This window comes from Eudoraea sp. (genome assembly GCF_049665975.1).
Lineage (GTDB): Bacteria > Bacteroidota > Bacteroidia > Flavobacteriales > Flavobacteriaceae > Eudoraea.
Map to the genome: position 1 here is coordinate 1 of NZ_JBATGR010000520.1, position 17,167 is coordinate 17,167.

The following is a 17,167-nucleotide window of genomic DNA, read 5'->3' on the forward strand; positions in this document are numbered from 1 at the left end:
GGGTGATATATATCAAAACTACGTAGACCGATGCTTTAAAGCCGGCGCAATGGATTTTGATGATCTACTTTTGCGTACCAATGAATTATTAAGCCGTTTCCCAGAAGTTTTAATGAAATATCAGGAAAGGTTCAGATATATTCTGGTAGATGAGTATCAGGATACCAATCACTCTCAATATCTTATTGTAAAAGCGCTGGCAGACCGTTTTCAAAATATTTGTGTTGTAGGCGATGACGCTCAGAGTATTTACTCTTTCAGAGGCGCGAACATAACAAATATTTTAAACTTTCAGCGCGACTATGACGATGTTGCCGTGTATAGGTTAGAGCAAAATTACCGCTCTACCAAAAATATAGTTAATGCCGCAAATTCAATCATAGCCAACAATAAAAACCAACTGGAAAAGGTTGTTTGGACATCGAATGATGAGGGTACCAAGATAAAACTTCATAGAAGCACCACTGATGCTGAAGAAGGGCGATATGTGGCGGGTTCTATTTTTGAAAATAAAATGCAGAACCAGCGTCTAAATGGAGATTTCGCCGTGCTTTATCGCACAAATTCTCAGTCCCGGGCCATTGAGGATGCCTTAAGAAAAAGAGATATTCCGTATAGAATTTATGGAGGCCTTTCTTTCTATCAACGAAAGGAAATCAAGGATTTGTTATCTTATCTAAGATTGGTAATCAACTCTAAGGATGAAGAGGCGCTAAAAAGAGTTATAAATTTCCCAACTCGGGGTATAGGCCAGACTACAATTGACAGACTAACCGTAGCTGCTAACCATTACTCAAGATCTATATTTGAAGTAATGGAAAATTTGGAAAAAATAGATTTAAAAATTAATGCAGGTACAAAAAGAAAACTCGAAGATTTTACTAATATGATAAAGAGTTTTCAGATAATGAATGAGAGTGAGGATGCTTTTACTTTGGCTGAGCATGTGGCTAAGAAAACTGGGATTCTCCTGGAGTTTAAGAAGGATGGCACTCCCGAGGGTATTGCTCGAATGGAGAACATAGAAGAATTATTAAATGGTATCAAAGACTTTGTTGAAGGGCAAAAGGAATTAGCCGATTCAAAAGGCGATCTTACTGAATTTCTGGAAGATGTAGCACTGGCCACGGATTTGGATAAGGACACCGGAGATGATGACCGGGTGGCTCTAATGACCATTCACATGGCAAAAGGATTGGAGTTTCCATTTGTTTATATTGTTGGAATGGAAGAGGATCTTTTCCCTTCTGCAATGAGCATGAATACACGAAGTGAGTTGGAAGAGGAGCGCAGGCTATTCTATGTTGCACTAACCCGTGCCGAGGAACAGGCATATCTAACATATACTCAAAACAGATATCGGTGGGGTAAATTAATTGATGCTGAACCCAGTCGTTTTATTGAAGAAATAGAGGATAAATATATCGAGAACTTAACTCCGGTTGATAACTATCGATATAAACCTTTAATTAATAACGATATTTTTGGTGATGTAGATAAGTCAAAACTACGACAACTAAAGCCTGAAAATGGTATTCCACCAGGAATTGGAAAACCCAATGAGAAACAATTAAGAAAGTTAAGAAAACTAAAACCGGAATTATCCAAGCCCATTGGAAATACAAATACAATAGATCCAAATCTATCGGAAGGTACTTTGGTAAATCATACACGTTTTGGTCGTGGTAAAGTATTGCGTATTGAAGGAGCCGGCAATGATAAGAAGGCGGAAATACAATTTGTAAAAGGCGATATAAAAAAGTTGCTGCTTCGATTTGCAAAACTGGAAATCATTGAACATTAGATAACCTATGATTTTGTTTTAATATTGAAATAGATATTTACTTCAAACATCTAGTAAGAAAATGGCCGAATTTATTAAGATATACGAACAGAATCCTAATCCAAAGGAAATAGATAAGGTTGTATCCATCCTGCGAAAAGGTGGTTTAATAATATATCCCACGGATACTGTTTATGGTCTGGGTTGTGATATTACCAGTACAAAAGCCATGGAAAAAATTGCTCGTATTAAGGGAATTAAATTAGAGAAAGCCTATTGGTCCTTTGTATGTGCTGACCTTAGTAATCTTTCAGATTATGTAAGGCAATTAGATACTCCAACATTCAAGATTCTTAAGCGTTGTCTACCGGGTCCTTATACTTTTGTATTGCCTGGCAGTAGTAAATTGCCTAAGGATTTTAAGAAAAGAAAGACTGTGGGGATTAGAATTCCCGATAATAATATTGCAAGGACTTTGGTTGAAGTGTTGGGAAATCCAATTGTATCAACCTCAATTCGGGATGAAGATGAACTCTTGGAATATACTACTGATCCTGAATTAATTTTTGAAAAATGGCACAACCTGGTAGATATTGTCATTGATGGAGGATACGGAGGCAATATAGGATCTACGGTAGTTGATCTTTCAGGAGACTCGCCGGAAGTACTTAGAGTTGGTAAAGGAGATCCTGATATTATATAAAAAAACCGCGATCAATGACCGCGGTTTAGTTATAAAATTATTCTATGTTTAGTCGTTGATAGCAGGATCTTTCATTCCTTCTTCAATCATGCTATAGAACTGATCAATTTTTGGAAGAACAACAATTCTTGTTCTTCTGTTTCTGGATTTTTCAGTTGCAGAAATCGGAATATACTGTGATCTGCCGGCTGCAGTCATCCTTGTTGGATCTACATTATAATCATTTTGTAAAATACGAACCACTGCTGTAGATCTTTTTACACTTAAATCCCAGTTGTCTAATAAGACACCTTTCCTGTAAGGAACATCATCGGTATGTCCTTCTACCATAAACTCAAAATCGGGTTTGTTGTTTACAACTTGCGCAACTTTACCTAATATTTCCTTAGCTCTTGCCGTAACATTATAACTTCCACTGCTAAATAATAGTTTATCCGAAATGGAAATAAAAACTACGCCTTTCTCAACATTGATCTCAATATCCTGGTCATCTAAATTTCCAAGAACTCCTTTCAGGCTTTGTACTAGTGCAAGATTTACAGAATCTCTTCTGGTGATAGCATTTTGTAATTTACGAATGGTGAGATCCTTTTCCTGAAGACTTTCCAAAGATTTTTCAAGATTTTCTGCACCCTTTGTTGTTAGGGTAGTTAAATTCCCCATGTTATTTATTAACTCCTGATTGTTTGCTTTCAGAAATGAATTCTGATCTTCCAAAGTCTGCAACCTTGCATCTGCTGTGGCCTTTTCCTCAATACAGGAATTTAATTTAACTGTTGCAGAATTTAACAGGTCTTGCGTCTCTTTTTGTTTAGTCTCTAAATCAGCATATTTCTTTTGAGATACGCAAGATGATAAAAGGACTGCCATTCCAATAAAGCCTAGAATAAATTTTTTCATAATAATGTTTATATAAAATTAATTGTTTGTTTAAATCAACTTTGCCCAATTCATGGTAAAATTATGACATTTGATTTCCTTTAATTTGTCAAAATTAGTTAATCTTTTACTAAAATGTTAAAATTCTTTACCTGATATACGAAATAGGACCATACTATGGATTTTGTAATATAGTATAATGGGACGAAATTGACTTTTTCCCTTTTCTTATACATTTCACCAAAGTGCCGGTAATAGCTTAAATGTGCTCTCAGAATAGCCCAGGAGTGAACAGGTTTAAGCTGAAAAATAAATCGAATTGCCGCGATTCCATCAAGGAAAAGTCGAACAAAAATTATAGGAAATGCCTTTTTTCGTGGAAGATTTTTAGTTATTGAAAAAAGTGAATTTCTAAAATTCAAAAAAGTTTTTTTTGGATTCATATTACTTAATGTTGAACCTCCCAGATGATAAACATATGATGCTCCAACATAGTAAACCTTTAGTCCTTTGTTTTGTGCTCGCCAACATAGATCAACCTCTTCCTGATGTGCAAAATAATCCTCATCAAATCCTCCAAGGCTATCAAACACATCACTTTTTATAAACATACTAGCACCGGTTGCCCAAAAAATTTCCGTAGTATCATCATACTGCCCTTCATCTTTTTCGATGGCCTGAAAAATACGCCCCCTGCAGAATGGATATCCAAACTGATCTAAAAAGCCACCTGCCGCTCCGGCATATTCAAAATAATCTCTTTTTAGCAGATCAAGAATCTTGGGTTGTATTATGGAAGCATTCGGAAATTTTACAAATGCATCTTTTATTGGATCGAGCCAACCAGGTGTTACTTCAACATCAGAATTTAAAAGGCAATAGATATCTGCGTCGACCTGTTTTAATGCGTCGTTGTATCCTTTTGCAAATCCGTTATTTGAACTATTTTGTATAAGATTTACATTGGGAAAGTTTTCTTTTACAAAAGCCACAGAACCGTCGGTAGACGCATTATCTGCTAAATAGATATCAGCGTCCCCGGAATATTGTACCACCAAAGAGAGGTAGCGCTCCAGGAGTGCTTCTCCGTTCCAATTAAGTATGACGATTGCAAATTTCAAAACGGTTGCAAATTAACGGCTAAAATCAGGAATTTGCCTTAAAAAAGAATATTTTTCTTCTTCATAATTCATATTGCAATAAAAATGATCTAAACCATTAGTGACCATAAGGTATTCTGCTTTCATTTTTAGATTATATCTTGCAATTTGATCAAAAACGTTTTGTGAGATTGTAATGTTTGGCGATTTGCATTCTACCAGAATATGGATACTACCATCGGTATTAAAGACTACAATATCATATCTTTTTCTCAAACCGTTTAGTGATAAGGTTTTTTCAACATTAATTAGAGACGTTGGATACTTTTTATCTATGCTTAAATAATGGATTACATGCTGCCGCACCCACTCTTCAGGCTGCAGAGCTACAAATTTTTTACGTATAATGTCAAAAATTTGCTGCTTATTTTCGCTACTTTTGAATCGGAAGTCGTAGCCTGGAAAGTTGAGAGATAGCATAAAACAAATTTGGTAATTTTTTTTGGATGGAAGAAGTAAAGCAGATTGTAAATAACATCCGAAATGGAAACATAAGCCCAATATATTTTTTGATGGGTGATGAGCCATATTATATTGACAAAATAGCCCAGTTCATTAGTGATAATATTCTTACCGAGGAGGAGAAGGGCTTTAATCAAATGGTTTTATATGGCAAAGAAGTATCTTTAGAACAGGTATTGGCCAATGCAAAGAGATATCCAATGATGTCCGAGAGACAGGTAGTAATTGTGAAGGAAGCGCAGCATTTATCGAGAAATATAGAGGAATTAAGTACTTATGCTGCCAACCCACAAACTTCAACAGTACTGGTTTTCTGTTACAAATACAAAAAATTGGACAAACGCAAAAAATTGCACAAAACTATTTTAGCTAACGGAAGTGTCATTTTTGATAGTAAAAAACTCTATGAAAATCAGGTTTCAGATTGGATTCGATTAACCTTAAAGCAGAAGGGCTATTCTATTTCACATAAGGCCTCGGTTTTATTAGTAGAGTATTTGGGTACAGACCTGAGCAGAATCAATAATGAATTAGAAAAATTACAATTAGTACTTCCAAAGAACACCGAAATCAACCCCGATCTTATTGAAAAGCATATAGGTATAAGTAAGGACTACAATAACTTTGAGTTAAAAAAAGCTATAGGCGAAAAAAATGTTGTCAAAGCTACCAGGATAATCAATTATTTTGCACAGAACCCAAAGGATAACCCATTTATTGTTACTGTGAGCCTGTTGCATAATTTTTTCACACAGTTACTTCAATATCATGGATTATCGGACCATTCGCCTAAGAATGTGGCCTCAGCTCTACGGATCAATCCTTATTTTGTGGGAGAGTTTCAGATAGCATCCAGAAATTATCCCATGAAGCGCGTTAGTAGTATTATTTCCTATTTGCGGGAAATGGATTTAAAAGGAAAAGGAGTAGGGGCCTATAATATTTCACAAGCCGATCTTTTGAAAGAACTTCTGGTCAAAATAATATAGAGAGATTATTTTTTATCGATGCTATAACGTCCTGGCCCTAGCAACATTATAACCGCAAAACACACTAAGTACATTAAAGCGAGTTCTTTTCTTCCAAAAGGATCTGAACCGTGTACAATAAAGGCGGCCACAGCCATTGTTATCACAATTGGTAAGGAGGCCCAACGGGTTTTATAGCCAATTATTACGAGTAAAGGGCAAATGACTTCACCAATAACTGCTAAAAACAGAGAAGGTGTAGATCCGATCCCTATTGGATCGGCAAATTCAAAATCCCCATTCAGAAGTTTTTGCAATTTGGGAATACCATGAGATAATAAAAAGGCAGAGGGAAGAATACGCAAAACTGCCAGACCAATATCACTTTTAAGTTTTTTAGTCATTCATTTTAAGATTGGAAAATCTAAATTAAGCTTTTTTTAATAACATTTGGCCATAAGGTTTAGAATTTAAGTAGTGCAATACAACTGTATCGTCACATTCTGTCAAAACAATTAACTTAGATAATAACCATATGTAAACACGCATTTTAAAAATATAGATTTATCATTTCACATTAATAAAAGGTTTACGCCATATCATTTGGCAATGGTAAATTTTCTAAAACGCGATAATAAAAATATATTATCCTGAAACTTTTTGATAACGATATCTATTCCGCAAAATCTTTTGTTCGGAATCCAGATAATCTACTCTTTTTTCAATCGTGAATTCATTTTCACTTATAGTATATGTTTTATAAATCATTGCAGTTTTATTGTTGTCTTTACCCTGATATTTTGTTACCAGTTTCAAAATTCCCATTTCCATATTTTTTTCAATAAGCTCTTCATTTCCTAAATATGCTCCATCTTTTCTTATTTTGATACTTTCTTTAGAATTTGCTTTTGGTTCATCAGAATACTGCGTATGCATCAAGATCTTATTTCCTTCAAGCAAAATTTGCATTGTTGTTCTTAACGTTACTTCTTGTCCATCTGTATAATTTATATACATCAGACTACCTATCCAATTGCTATTATCAAGCTTTTCGAAATCTGAAATAGTAACTTGAGGTTGCCCGAATGATGACCAACCTATTACAATGCAAAGAATTAATATGTATGTTGTCTTCATGATTTCAAGATTATGATTAATTATTATTGAAGTGGAATATACCCAAATTTAAGATTTCAGGCTAAATTTTTGACTTATATATATCTACTAGCCAAGATTAGAATAGGGTATTAGAAAATTATTAGAATTAATGATGTTCTTTAATTAAAATGAATAGAATAAACTCTAAAAGTGTAAGCAAATTATGTATTGAGCTATTATCTCAACGGAGTTTTGGATATTCAGTCGGATTTACCTCATGCATAATATCATAAACCTTTTCAAATATGTCCTCGGCATTTGGTTTAGAAAAATAGTCTCCATCTGTAGCATAGGCAGGTCTGTGAGCTTTTGCCGTTAGGGTTTGAGGTGCGCTGTCCAGATATTTATAAGCTCCCTGGCGCTCTATAATATCTTGCATTAGATAAGCGGCACATCCTCCGGGTACATCTTCATCAATGACCAACAATCTACTGGTTTTTTTAATACTGCTAAGGACAGTATTTTTAAGATCAAATGGGAGTAAGGACTGTGCGTCAATTACCTCGGCATTAATTCCTACTTCTTTTAATTCCTGCGCTGTATGTTGAACCATACGGAGCGTTGAACCATAAGACAAAAGAGTAATATCTGAACCTTCTTTAACAATTTCCACCACTCCGATAGGGGTGCAAATTTCACCCAGGTTAATTGGTTTGTCTTCCTTAAGTCTATACCCGTTTAAACTTTCTATTATTAAGGCCGGTTCATCACTTTTCATCAACGTATTGTAAAAACCGGCTGCTTTAGTCATGTTTCTGGGCACCAACACATAAATCCCCCGAAGAAAGTGAATAATACCTCCCATTTGAGAACCAGAATGCCAAATACCCTCCAGGCGATGTCCTCTTGTGCGAATTATTAACGGCGCCTTTTGTTTGCCAACTGTTCGATAAAGTAAGGTTGCCAAATCATCACTAAGAGTTTGCAGGCCATACAACAAATAATCCAGATATTGTATTTCCGCTATCGGCCTTAAGCCCCTTAGTGCCAGACCAATTCCCTGACCAATAATTGTGGCCTCTCTTATACCGGTATCCGCAATCCTCAATTCGCCATATTTCTTCTGAAGACCTTCCAATCCCTGGTTTACGTCGCCAATAGTACCACTATCTTCACCAAAAATAAGGGCATGTGGATATTTTCCAAAAAGACTATCAAAGTTATCTCTGAGAATAATTCTCCCATCTACCTTTTCAGGCTTATCATCGTATATCGGTCTTATTTCCTCAATGTTTATTGCCTTGTTGGGTAATTCACTATTGAGGTGTGAGCTGAATTTTATTTGTGAGTCTTTTAGAAAATTTTCAACCCATAGTAACAAGGCATCCTTTTCCTTTGAATTTTCACCTAATACATGTCGAAGGGCTTTTCTAGACTTTGAAGCCAAATCTTTTTTTAGTGGCTCTTCAATGGCAATAAGATCATTCTTGATTTTTGTTATAAATGCTCTATTAGGACTATTTATAGCCAGATTATCCAACAATTCTATTAGGGTTTTTTTAGCCTCTTTATGAGGAGATAAGAACTCTATCCAAGCTTCTTTTTTTGCTGTCCTAACCTCTTTTTTAATCGCTAATTCTATTGCAGACAAAGATTCATTATCTGTAATTTTGTTTTCAAGTATCCATTCTCTGAATCGCTTATTGCAATCATTTTCTTTTTCCCAAAGCAATCTATCCTCACTTTTATACCTTTCCTGCGATCCTGAGGTGGAATGCCCCTGAGGTTGTGTCAGTTCTGTTACATGGATCAATACAGGAATATGTTCTTCCCTTGCCAGTTCAGATGCATTTTCATAAGCGTGTATTAGTGCAGTATAATCGTAGCCTTTCACTTTTAGAATCTCATAGCCCTTGTTATCTTCATCTCTTTGAAATCCTTTAAGAACTTCTGAAATATCTTCTTTAGTTGTTTGGAATTTGGCAGGTACGGAAATTCCATATTGATCGTCCCATACACTAATGATCATTGGTACTTGTAAAACTCCCGCGGCATTAAATGTTTCAAAAAAAAGGCCTTCAGATGTACTGGCATTGCCTATTGTACCCCAGGCTACTTCATTTCCATTATTGGAAAATTTAGTGGTATCTATTCCTTTGACATTGCGGTAGATTTTTGAAGCTTCTGCCAGACCAAGAAGTCGAGGCATCTGACCCGCTGTAGGAGATATATCAGGACTACTATTTTTTTGTGCGGTGAGGTCTTTCCAAGAGCCATCTGGATTAAGGCTGTAAGATCCGAAATGACCTCCCATTTGCCTTCCTGCACTCATGGGCTCTTTTGCAATATCTGTAGTAGCATACAAGCCATGAAAAAAATCCTTAGGACTTAATTGTCCCAGTGCCATCATAAAAGTTTGGTCCCTGTAGTAACCGCTTCTAAAGTCGCCGTTTCTAAAGGATCTGGCCATTGCTAATTGAGGCAACTCCTTTCCATCCCCAAAAATTCCAAATTTGGCTTTACCAGTCAGAACCTCCCTTCTGCCTAAAATACTACACTCCCTGCTTGTGACTGCGATTTCATAATCCTTTAAAATCTGTGCCCTAAAATCCTCAAAGGAAATGTCATCACTGGTTTGTAGTTTAAAACTCATTAGGGAAAGATTTGTGACAAAAATATGAAAACAGGATGATTTTTACAATCAAAAAAATTGGTTTTTTATTAATAAAAGAATAAAAAATCCACCAAAAAGCAAGAACTAATTATTAATAATTTAAAAAAATAGATTATTTCTAAGAATAGTATAATATTTAAAACCATTTTCTGGTAAAAAGACCTAGTAAAGTTCTAGGACTTAGGGTGACTATAAAGCGAATTCTCTCTGCATAGTTTGGCTGTGCAATTTCCCAACCGTTATTTGAATATATGGGAAAATATAATTCAAAATAATCTGTAAGTAAATTAAGACGTATCCCTGAATCATATACGAATCTTGTGGGCTGATTTTGATTTTTGATAAATCCTAAATCACCATATACTTCTATCCATCTCCAAATATTTACGCTGGAATTAGTGGTAGCGATCCAATCGTTAGAAAAAGGGTTCTCCAATTGAGATTTAAAACCACCTTCGGCAATAATCAATTGTTGACTCCATATCCCAGAATCTTCGGATCTACCCAGGTAATTGTAATCAAATAAATAATCTGTTGGCCTGTCAAGGGCAAAGCTAAAATAGTCTCCGGTTGTCTTGTTTCTTAAAAACTTACCGGCAAAAAAGCGAAAATTAAACTGGGTATTATTTACAAATAGTTTCCGGTATTCGAGATTGAACGCCAATTTGGTGAAATCAGAAGAATGTTGAGCGTCCACAAACCATGAGAAATAGTCGACAATGCCATTATTTGTATTTCTAAACCTTGCATTGAAAACGCTGTAATCCGGATCGGTTTCTATATCAAGACTTGGATCAATATTTCTAAACACATTAACATATCTCAAGGTAAGTAACTGCCGCTTATTGGATATAAGATCTGCAGGGCGCCATCCAAAACTAACAGAGGGGGTAAATGTACTATAGCGCGAATTGACCTGAAAATGGGATGAAGACCCACGCACCGCATAATTTGTGACATAAAATCCACTCTTTCCGTGATAATGCCTATAAGTAAGTTTGCCATTTCCTACTAGTGTTTTTTCCCTGAATGAATACTGTGGAGAAAAATCAAATACAAAAGGTCGTTCAAGAAGTGTTTTATTAGTAAATCTAATCCCCGGAGCTAAACCATCGTATATATTAAAACCCAGTGTGGGCATATAAAAAATTTGATTGTAATATGGATCTTCGGCATCTTTAAAAAATTGAAATTTTAACTTCTTATTGCTGATAAAGAAACCCTTTAATGCCTTCCAGTTATCTCTCTGATTAAATTCCGGAATTGTATGATCGTAATTAAGGACTAACTTATCTTCGAAATTTCGCGGTATAGTAAAAGTTTGCTCGTTTTTAATTCCATTAAACCAATATTCAGACACTACTGTGTCTTTTTTCAATCCGAATAAAGATATTGGAACGTCTGTCCCTGTTTTGTTTTTAAGAGTCACATAAAGTGAATCCCGGGTTTTAACCACGTTGGATATCTTAAAATCAATACGTTCGTCCGTTGAGACATAGCTTTTAAAAAACCAATCGATATCTTTTTGCGAATTCTCCTTTAAAACACGCTCGAAATCCAATGGTATTACAGGTTTTAATTTATATTGTTCATAAAACTCTTTGATGGCCATGTCAATGTTATCAACACTTGTGTAATCGGCAAGATAGGCCAGGCCGAGTCCCGCTTTATAGGTATTAGCTATTTTCTGATTAAATTTTATAAGAGAGTCATTTGGTGTGTTAAGTGCCTGATCAAGATTTTTTCTTGCCGTAAACATATATAAAAAGGAATATTGCTCATTGAAGTCCATTTGAGCTAAATGAAACCCTTTAATCAGCCAACCTTTAGAAAGTTTTCCTAGCAGCTTTTGATTGGGATAAAACTCTTCGACGAATTTGATCATTATGTAATTAATCACGGCATCTGTAACCCATTTTTCCTTTCTTGGATTAAGGAATATAGATTCTCTCATATAACTGTTAAGGGCAGTTTTCATAAATGTCATTTCAAACTGGAACTGCTTCTCATAAGGACGTATAAAAGAGGGTAGCTGATTTAAGCCATAAATTGGGTTTTTATTAAAATCCACTTCACTAACCAATAGCTGCTCATAAGGAAAGTCCCCCAGATTATCATGAATAAAGCGTGAAATCCTATTAATTGAAACTCCCTGCGAAATTTCATCGTATTTTGTTGCCCTGAGATCTGTAACCACTATTATTTCCGGAGTGACATGTTTTGTGAACTTTTTTTGTGAATTCAGAATAATGTAACAACTCTTTCTGTTTACCCCTACTAATGTGGCCTGTTTTTTTCCTGGAAAGCCTGTTATATTTACTTCCTTGAAATTAGTGCCAAAGAACAACGAATCGGGATAGCTGAAAATAATATTGGTGTTGGTATTTCCGGTATACAGGTCTTCAAGATTTTTGTTTGAATATAATTGCCATTTACCGTCATAAACCGCTGGTGTTAGATACCAGTCTTTTAAATAATAACCACCTTCTTTGTTATATCCATAAGGAGTATATTTATTTGGCGGGAGCTTGACAGTATAAGTAATAAATAATTTGGCATAACTACCCGGAGCCAAAGGGCTATTAAGTTCAATTTTGATGATATCCAAACCTTTTGTTCTACTCCAGGAGATAGCTCGGTATTCATCATCTACAATGGTAAAAATTTCCGTCCTGCCCCGATCTTTTTCTTTGGCTAGATGAAGACTCTTTCTAAATTCCTCTGCGAATCGTTTTGCAAGGGCAGTGTTTTTATCAGAATAGGCATTTGCCCAATCATTAAAATACAATACACTTAAGGTATCTTGTGAATCATTTAAATATTCAAATTCCTGTTGGATATTAATTTCTCTGGTTTCGCTCTCCAAAGAGGCTTTTAGGTTGTTACTATGTTGCGCATAAATACCGCCAATCCCCAATACGAAATACAAGATAGCAGTTATTAATATAAAAGTTGGAATGCGCTGTAGTAACATATATGAATTAGAAATTAGGACTCAGGGTATGGCCTTTGTAGAAAGCATCAATAATTTCTACAACTTCTTCCTCTGTATCAACAATACGTATTAAATCGAGGTCTGTCTTACTAATATTTCCTTCATTCAACATTGTGCTTTTAATCCAGTCTATCAATCCTTTCCAAAAAGCTATTCCGACCAGAATAATAGGGAATTTACCAATTTTATTTGTTTGAATCAGCGTGATGGCTTCAAAGAGTTCATCAAGTGTACCAAATCCTCCGGGTAAAACCACAAATGCCTGCGAGTATTTTACAAACATTACCTTTCTAACAAAGAAATAATCAAAATCCAGGCTCTTATCATCATCAATGTAAGGATTGTCATGTTGTTCAAAAGGAAGATCTATATTGAGCCCAACAGAGGTTCCTCCAGCCAAATGTGCTCCTCTATTACCTGCTTCCATAATACCAGGTCCCCCTCCTGTAATAATGCCATAACCAGCTTCTGAAACCTTTTTGGCAACTTTTACAGTTAGTTGGTAATATTCGGCATCTTCTTTGGTTCTGGCAGAACCAAAAATTGTAACGCAAGGGCCAATGGCACTCATTTTTTCAAAACCGTTTACAAACTCACCCATTATTTTAAAAATAGCCCATGAATCATTGGTTTTAATTTCATTCCATCCTTTATGATGCTTCTCTTTCCTCATATTTCTATTTTTTTGTCACTTACATGTCGATCTTATCGACCAACAGAATTAACTACGAACTTCTAGCCTCGATTTTTTTAAACTAAATTCCTTTTTAAGGTAAAATGCCGTATAACTTTTATCGTCTTTAGCCACTTCTTCCGGAGATCCTGCCGCAACTATCATGCCGCCCGCACGCCCTCCTTCGTAGCCTATGTCAATAATGTAATCGGCCATTTTTATAACATCCATGTTATGTTCAATGATCACAATGGTATTTCCCTTGTTCACTAATTTATTTAAAACTTCCATGAGCACCCTTATATCCTCAAAATGTAGTCCGGTTGTGGGTTCATCCAAAATATAGAAAGTGTTTCCTGTATCCCGCTTAGACAATTCGGTTGCAAGTTTTACACGTTGCGCTTCTCCACCCGAAAGTGTAGTTGATTGCTGTCCTAGTGAGATATAACCAAGTCCAACATCTTGAATAGTCTTTAATTTTCTATATATCTTAGGTATTTGGTCAAAAAAGCCGACAGCTTCATCAATGGTCATTTCGAGAATATCCGCGATAGATTGTCCTTTATACCTTATTTCCAGAGTTTCCCTGTTAAATCGTTTACCATTGCAGGTTTCACATTCGACATATACATCGGGAAGAAAGTTCATTTCAATTACCCTCAATCCACCTCCCTGACAAGTTTCACATCTTCCACCTTTTACATTAAAACTAAACCGGCCCGGCTTATAACCCCTGATAGCTGCTTCAGGTGTTTTAGCAAAAAGAGCACGTATTTCTCCAAAAACACCGGTATAAGTAGCCGGATTAGACCTTGGTGTTCTTCCAATCGGGGATTGATTAATATCTATAACCTTATCAATGTTTTCAAGTCCTTTAATTTTCTTATATGGCATAGGTTTTTTAACCCCATTAAAATAATGGGCGTTCATTATTGGATAAAGTGTTTCATTAATTAGTGTTGATTTACCACTACCTGAAACACCCGTCACGGCTATCATTTTCCCCAAAGGGAATTTAACCGATACATTCTTTAAATTATTTCCTGTGCAGCCTGTCAAGATTAAACTTTTTCCATTTCCTTTTCTCCTTGTAGCAGGAATAGGAATTTCCATTTCTCCAGTTATATATTGAGATGTCAATGTATGTTGGGCAATGAGTTCAGCGGGAGTTCCTTCTGAGATTATCTCACCTCCGTGTTTTCCTGCCTGTGGACCTATATCAATTACATGATCTGCATTTTCAATCATATCACGGTCGTGTTCGACTACAATTACAGAATTTCCAATATCCCTGAGTGATTCCAGTGATTTGATCAGGCGATTGTTGTCACGTTGATGTAATCCAATACTAGGTTCATCCAATATATATAGTACCCCTACCAACTGGGATCCAATTTGCGTTGCGAGTCTTATTCGCTGCGCTTCACCTCCTGAAAGTGATTTTGAGCTGCGGTTTAGTGACAAATAGTCCAGGCCTACATCTAACAAAAACTTAATCCTGGATTTAATCTCTTTTATAATCTCTTCTGCAATCTTTTTTTGATTTCCTTTTAATTTGGAATCAAGTTGATCAAAAAAACGGGCCAGCTCAGAAATATCTAGTTGACACAATTCTGCTATATTCCTATCCTCAATTTTATAATAAAGTGATTCTATTTTTAACCTTGAACCATTACAACTGGGGCAGGTTCTTTTGTCCATAAAATCTCTGGCCCAGCGCTTAATTGATGTAGAATCTGCCTGATGGTACTGGTTTTTTATAAAATTTGCAATACCCTCATAATCTATGCTATATAGTCTTTTTACCCCAAGGGTTTTAGAATCTACTTCAAACTGCTCGGAGCCTCCATACAGAATAGTTGTGAGTGCTTCAGCAGGAATTTGTGTTATGGCATCGGTAAGTTCAAATTCATATCTTTTGGCTATAGTTTCTAATTGCTTAAATGCCCATGAACTTTTATACTCCCCTAGGGGTGCAATGCCACCTGATTGTATTGATAATTTTTTATTCGGAAAAATTTTATTCTCGTTTACTTCGAATACATGTCCCAGGCCATTGCATTCGTTGCACATCCCTTTAGGAGAATTAAAGGAAAATGTATTGGGCTCAGGTGTCGGATATGATATACCGGTACTAGGACACATTAAGTCCCTGCTGAAATATCTTGGGACTGCATCACCTTCTTCAAGAATCATTAATACATTATCACCACTATACATGGCCGTATTTATAGATTCGGAAAGTCTTTTATTCAAATTTTCATTATCATCTATTTTCAGACGATCTATCACGATTTCGATATCATGGGTTTTATATCTATCCACCTTCATTCCTTTGGTGATATCCATAATTTCGCCATCTACGCGCACCTTCACGAAGCCTTGTTTTCCAATTTGTTCAAAAAGCTCACGATAATGCCCTTTTCTTGATTTAATTATCGGGGCCAGGATGCTAATCCTTTTCGCAAAATAACTTTCGCTAATTAGCTCTTTAATCTTATCATCGCTATAGCTCACCATTTTTTCGCCGGTATTATAGCTGTAGGCATTAGAGGCCCTGGCAAACAATAACCTAAGAAAATCGTAAACTTCAGTAATTGTCCCTACCGTAGAACGTGGTGATTTTGATGTGGTTTTCTGTTCTATTGCGATAACCGGAGACAGGCCATCGATTTTATCTACGTCGGGACGCTCAAGCCCTCCTAAAAACTGTCTTGCATAAGAAGAAAAGGTCTCTATATAACGGCGCTGACCTTCTGCGTAAATAGTATCGAAAGCCAATGAAGATTTACCACTTCCCGAAAGTCCGGTTATTACAACCAGTTTTTCTCTTGGAATGGTTACGTCAATATTTTTTAAATTATGAACGCGGGCTCCCTTGACTTCAATATTCTCTTCGTAATTTATCATTGAATTAGACAAAGTCGCAAAGGTACGTTTTTGACGACTAAAAAGGAAGGGTGGTTTATTTAGATTTTGTTAAAGGCTTGCAAATAAGCTATTGCAAATCGTCTTCCTGTTAACTTGTTATATAAATTTCTATTCCCCGTAACATTTGATATAATTCTGAGTTGGATGATAAGAGATTAATGAGGAAAAATGGAACTAACGAGCTAGTATCGGAATATAATATTTTTTCCTTGTGTGGCCATTTCAGTATTGCTGTTAAAACAAAAGCAATTATACTACACGGCTTCCTTATCTTCCAGATACTTTCTTCGTCTTTTGGGTAATTGATGTGTATGCAATTTATTGGAGATTAAAGATTTAATAGAATTGTTGGCAAAATAAGTATTCCATAATTCAATAACATTAATTGCACCAGTTTGAATATGGTTATTTGAAGGTCTGGCATTCGCTATTATGTCTTTTGAATCTAAGGACATTAATTGAATGGTATGAAGGTCAAAATAAAGGCCGTAGTTCCTTTTTATATCGTAAATTATCCATTGTCTGTCGTTGAAATTAGACCTGAAGTGTTTTGATACGAGAGGTAAAATGTCAAACTCGGGCTCAATAACAATAAAGTGAACACCATCTATAGAGACTTTAAATTTCATAAATGCCTCCATCTGGTTTTTTTTCTTACTCACCATATTTGCTAATTGATTTATCCTAAAAACCAGATCATCGGTTAAATCTATGTGATTGGGTGACCCTTTAGCAACAATTCTTTGAATATATGAATAAAGTAATTGTTCAATACCATTAGCTTCGCTTAAAAAAGCAAAATAAATATTCTTCATTGCATTATTGCTTCTTTGGCTAATAC

General features: G+C 35.6%; 13 protein-coding genes. 3 read left to right on the forward strand and 10 right to left on the reverse strand.

The window, feature by feature from the left end; all coding sequences use genetic code 11:
- Both WBN20_RS16410 and WBN20_RS16415 read left to right on the forward strand, forming a co-directional pair.
- Nucleotides 1–1,804: ATP-dependent helicase (locus WBN20_RS16410; RefSeq protein ID WP_424282466.1), on the forward strand; the 1,804-nt coding region annotated here is incomplete at its 5' end.
- Nucleotides 1,805–1,865: 61 nt separating this feature from the next.
- Entirely contained in the window at nt 1,866–2,486 is a 621-nt protein-coding gene (locus WBN20_RS16415) for an L-threonylcarbamoyladenylate synthase (RefSeq protein ID WP_424282467.1), read from the forward strand.
- A gap of 48 nt (nt 2,487–2,534) precedes the next feature.
- Here the strand turns inward: WBN20_RS16415 and WBN20_RS16420 are convergent, their stop codons facing one another.
- The 3 genes from WBN20_RS16420 to WBN20_RS16430 form a co-directional block, all read right to left on the reverse strand.
- On the reverse strand, nt 2,535–3,386 hold the full coding sequence (locus WBN20_RS16420; RefSeq protein ID WP_424272234.1) for an OmpA family protein: 852 nt from the start codon (nt 3,384–3,386) through the stop codon (nt 2,535–2,537).
- Nucleotides 3,387–3,484: 98 nt separating this feature from the next.
- Nucleotides 3,485–4,486 carry a glycosyltransferase family 2 protein gene (locus WBN20_RS16425; RefSeq protein ID WP_424282468.1) on the reverse strand — a complete coding sequence of 334 codons (1,002 nt, stop codon included), beginning with the start codon at nt 4,484–4,486 and terminating at the stop codon, nt 3,485–3,487.
- Nucleotides 4,487–4,498: 12 nt separating this feature from the next.
- On the reverse strand, nt 4,499–4,945 hold the full coding sequence (locus WBN20_RS16430; protein ID WP_424272341.1) for a type I restriction enzyme HsdR N-terminal domain-containing protein: 447 nt from the start codon (nt 4,943–4,945) through the stop codon (nt 4,499–4,501).
- A 26-nt stretch (nt 4,946–4,971) separates the two neighbouring features.
- Here WBN20_RS16430 and holA point away from each other — a divergent pair, with 26 nt between their 5' ends.
- Nucleotides 4,972–5,976 carry a DNA polymerase III subunit delta gene (gene holA / locus WBN20_RS16435; RefSeq protein WP_424272342.1) on the forward strand — a complete coding sequence of 335 codons (1,005 nt, stop codon included), beginning with the start codon at nt 4,972–4,974 and terminating at the stop codon, nt 5,974–5,976.
- Between the two features lie 5 nt (nt 5,977–5,981).
- Here holA and WBN20_RS16440 read toward each other — a convergent pair whose 3' ends face one another.
- The 7 genes from WBN20_RS16440 to WBN20_RS16470 form a co-directional block, all read right to left on the reverse strand.
- A complete protein-coding gene (locus WBN20_RS16440; protein ID WP_424272343.1) occupies nt 5,982–6,359 on the reverse strand; it encodes a DoxX family protein in 378 nt (125 codons plus the stop codon).
- A 241-nt stretch (nt 6,360–6,600) separates the two neighbouring features.
- A complete protein-coding gene (locus WBN20_RS16445; RefSeq protein ID WP_424282469.1) occupies nt 6,601–7,092 on the reverse strand; it encodes a hypothetical protein in 492 nt (163 codons plus the stop codon).
- Nucleotides 7,093–7,294: 202 nt separating this feature from the next.
- Nucleotides 7,295–9,706 (reverse strand): alpha-ketoacid dehydrogenase subunit alpha/beta, encoded by a 2,412-nt coding sequence (locus tag WBN20_RS16450; RefSeq protein WP_424282470.1) that lies wholly within the window; start codon nt 9,704–9,706, stop codon nt 7,295–7,297.
- A gap of 157 nt (nt 9,707–9,863) precedes the next feature.
- Nucleotides 9,864–12,701, reverse strand: a complete 2,838-nt coding sequence (locus WBN20_RS16455; protein WP_424282471.1) for a metalloprotease — start codon at nt 12,699–12,701, stop codon at nt 9,864–9,866.
- Between the two features lie 7 nt (nt 12,702–12,708).
- Entirely contained in the window at nt 12,709–13,395 is a 687-nt protein-coding gene (locus WBN20_RS16460; RefSeq protein WP_424275350.1) for a TIGR00730 family Rossman fold protein, read from the reverse strand.
- A gap of 48 nt (nt 13,396–13,443) precedes the next feature.
- A complete protein-coding gene (gene uvrA / locus WBN20_RS16465; RefSeq protein WP_424282472.1) occupies nt 13,444–16,305 on the reverse strand; it encodes an excinuclease ABC subunit UvrA in 2,862 nt (953 codons plus the stop codon).
- A 275-nt stretch (nt 16,306–16,580) separates the two neighbouring features.
- Nucleotides 16,581–17,167 (reverse strand): TIGR03915 family putative DNA repair protein (locus tag WBN20_RS16470; RefSeq protein WP_424282473.1); only part of this gene is annotated, 587 nt, incomplete at its 5' end.